Source organism: Acinetobacter sp. WCHA39 (assembly GCF_002165385.1).
In the GTDB taxonomy this organism is placed as follows: Bacteria; Pseudomonadota; Gammaproteobacteria; order Pseudomonadales; family Moraxellaceae; genus Acinetobacter.
The window spans coordinates 1-3,360 of record NZ_NHRP01000068.1; the positions used below are offsets into that span (position 1 = coordinate 1).

A 3,360-nucleotide genomic window follows, 5' to 3' on the forward strand; every position below is an offset into this window, starting at 1 on the left:
ACAGATACGAGTTTTGAAGCCATGATTCAATTGTGCGCGAGTTTAATTAACTCTCGGTAATTCTCAACAGACCCTAGAACTACTTTCCAAATTTGAGAAAGAAGTTAATTGCATTAAACAACTGGTAGATCAGACAGCGAATTTAGTGAGTTACTTGCTAAGAGTTGAGCCGATGCAAGCGGTCGGTCTAAACTTACATTTTATACTGATGTTCGATGGTAATTTTCCGATTTCTGAAAGTGGGATTATTTCTCAACTAGAATTGCAGGTAAGTGAAGTTCCTGAATTGGCTTCTACTAATTATGTGATACAGAACTGGAATGATGGTGTTCGTGAATTTGTTTCTAAACATGCTGTGGGGCTAATTAAGAAAAGAAACTTAAAGGCTCGTTATGATTGTTGGTATTGGGTCTACAGTTTTTTTTACTCCGTAGATCAGGTTATTTATCTGAATAATGAGAGTTTCTCCTGTAGTCAAGATATTGTAAAGAAACTAACAACACCGACTAGGCCTATCCTTCTAAATTTATCCAAAGAACAGCAAGAGCTAGAAGTAGTAAAACAAACAAGATTGAAAGATGTATTAGATTTATTTGGGAAGAAGAAATATCTTGATAGCAAACATCTTCCTGATGTGGTACTAGATTATTTGCATATTGTTGGATTAGTTAGTCTCACTACAGAGTTAGTACGGAAAGTGAGCTGCTTTAGTAAGTTGTCCACAGACAGTACAATAATGTTGATAGAGCTCTTTTGTGAAACATTAAAAATTGACCAGCCAAAATTATTCAATTTGGTTCATCCACCATCATACAACTATTCATCAAAATTTTATTACAAGAGTTTAAGTCGTTTAGGTCGGATATGGCTTAGTTTGTTAAACAAATTAAGTGAAAATGAATCTTTTTTATCCGTTGCAAAACTGACTGCTTTTAAATCAAAGAATTTATTAAATTTTCTTCATTTTAATGAAACATATAGTGGGCAACTCCTGCATTTGATTAATCAGCCAATCAGTGCAGATACAATTCGTGCAACAGAGATCATATTTGAAACCTTTAAGCATAGGTTGGAAGAAGATACACAAATCAAGCAGTTCAAAGAGTTAAAGGGGAGGTTTGAGAAGCTTCAAAAATATGCAGACTTTCTTTTTGAGAAAGATGTATTAGTGATTCGTTTACATCTTAAATTCAGTTCAATAAATGGTGTCTTAGGAAAAAATGATCAATCTAAGATTTTAACTGAATTTCTTCGAGTAGGACGTTCGGCAAAACCGTTATGTTGGTTAAGAGGTTATATTCTTCGATGGGATCGGAAATACTATGGATTGGGAGAAGCAAACTTATATGCCGATCTAACTCTGTTTTTTGAGTATGAGTCGATTAGGAAAATGGATATTTTTGAAGCTATAGAAAAATATGTAAAGAGTTTTGTTGATCGTTGTAATGGGGAACTACCAGAAGAAAAGCAAACTATTTCGAATAATGCTAAGGATGAAATGAGCGATAGTAATCAACCTGACGATAAAGACGATAAAGACGATAAAGACGATAAGAAGACTAAAGAACCAAAGGTGAAGAAACCTATTTTGGGTAATTCAATAAAGATAATGCATAGTTTGGAACAGGTTTTGATATCTGATATATACACAGAGCTAGTTGGCTTTTCATTGAAAGTAGAGACCGTTGACACTGTTATGAAAAAAGCTTTTAAGAAAGTATATCTCCCTTGTATCTGTTATTTAGATTTGTTCAGTCATCTTGATGTGAGTGACCAAAATAGAAAACGTTTCACAACTGGTCAAAATCCAAATTTAAAAGTAAAGCAAAAGAATGGTAACGATATTGAGGAGTGATGATCAATTGTTGCCCTAGATGTGTTGAGATTTTCATCAAATTATTGGATATCGCATCGCATAACTTTAGCTTTGATAAATAAGAAAATGTTCTTAGGGCTGTAGGGCTTAATGGTCCTATACTTCAACGATGCTTAGGTCATTGGTGCAGTCTGAAAAACTGTAGTAGATACTATATATAGATGAATACTATCTAAATGAAATATATAACTAAATAAGAAATATAAAAATATTCATATCACTCATCTGATGAGAACATATCGGAACTACTCATCATGAATATGAACCAAAATACACTCCATGAACCCAATCTCATTATTGAAATTGAATCCTTTACCAAGACAACCATTGAACAAGGTTTACAGCGAAAGGATTTACCAAGACTGATCAAGTTGCTAGATGACTTTGAGAGGATTTATTCTTGTAATCACGGCTATTCAGATTATCTTGGATTGTTTGACTTTATCACTGAATTTGAATTTCAAAACTTTAAAAAATTCAAAGATGGACAATATAGCTATGAGTCTTTACTGAAAGTAAGTGATCAACTTCTAGGTTATTTCAGTTGGCAATTTCAAGTGCATAAACCAAAAGTAGACAATGATCTTCGTCAATATAAACATAGGGTAAAAAGAAGGTTTGATAGGCTTAAGAAGCATGTTGAAGGTTTATTTAAGCGTTATAGTCGTAATCTAGTGGTTAGAGTAGATCTGAAGTATCGAGCTGATAGTCAGGACAGAGTTGATCTTGAGATATTTAATAAGCATGTAAGAACACTACGTAATCGTATGGCAAACAAAGACACTTGTTTTAGAAATTTAAAATTCAACGCTTGGTGTTTAGAACATGCGCCAGAAGGCAGTTATCATGTTCACTTGTTTTTGATCTATGATGGTTCTACATCTACTTATGACTGCAAATTAGCTAGGTGGGTGGGTAGGGTTTGGATGAATGAAATCACGGAAGGGCTTGGTTACTATTGGAACTGTCATACGTGTAAACATGCTGATGATGATTTGAAAAACAGTGAAACGATGATGAATAAAGAAATTATTCAGGAAAAGGGTAGTTATAAGTATCTAAATGGTTTGGGAATGATTAAGCGTGAAGACCCAATAGGATTAGAAAGACTTCAAGCTGTTTATAGCTATTTGGCTCGTATAACTGTTGAAAAGATTGATCAACGTCTCAGAGTCAGGATGAAAGGTATGAGGGCTTTTGGCTGTTCATCATGTTGATTGAGTAAAAGGTTATATATCTCAATACACTAGGATAGAGTTATACATTATTAGCTAAAAATGCCAATTAGGTACTTAAGGATATGGGTCAGGGATGGCTCAATTCCTATAGGTGAAATTTAGATGCTTTTGCTTGGATGCTTTTGCTTGGGAATACATTTTATGTTATTCACCAATTAAAATGTCTATGGAGGGTGTAAATAATTCTGTGTAAATACAGTTTTAAAAATACTTGGTTACACGCTCTTCAAACATGATACTAAAGCG

General features: G+C 33.7%; 2 protein-coding genes. Both read left to right on the plus strand.

From position 1 onward, the window contains the following. Window positions 1-172 precede the first annotated feature (172 nt). Window positions 173-1,855: a hypothetical protein gene (locus CDG56_RS16480; protein ID WP_087548436.1), complete on the plus strand. Its 1,683-nt coding sequence runs from the start codon at window positions 173-175 to the stop codon at window positions 1,853-1,855. A gap of 275 nt (window positions 1,856-2,130) precedes the next feature. Next, window positions 2,131-3,093: an inovirus-type Gp2 protein gene (locus CDG56_RS16485; protein ID WP_087548437.1), complete on the plus strand. Its 963-nt coding sequence runs from the start codon at window positions 2,131-2,133 to the stop codon at window positions 3,091-3,093. Window positions 3,094-3,360: the final 267 nt, after the last annotated feature.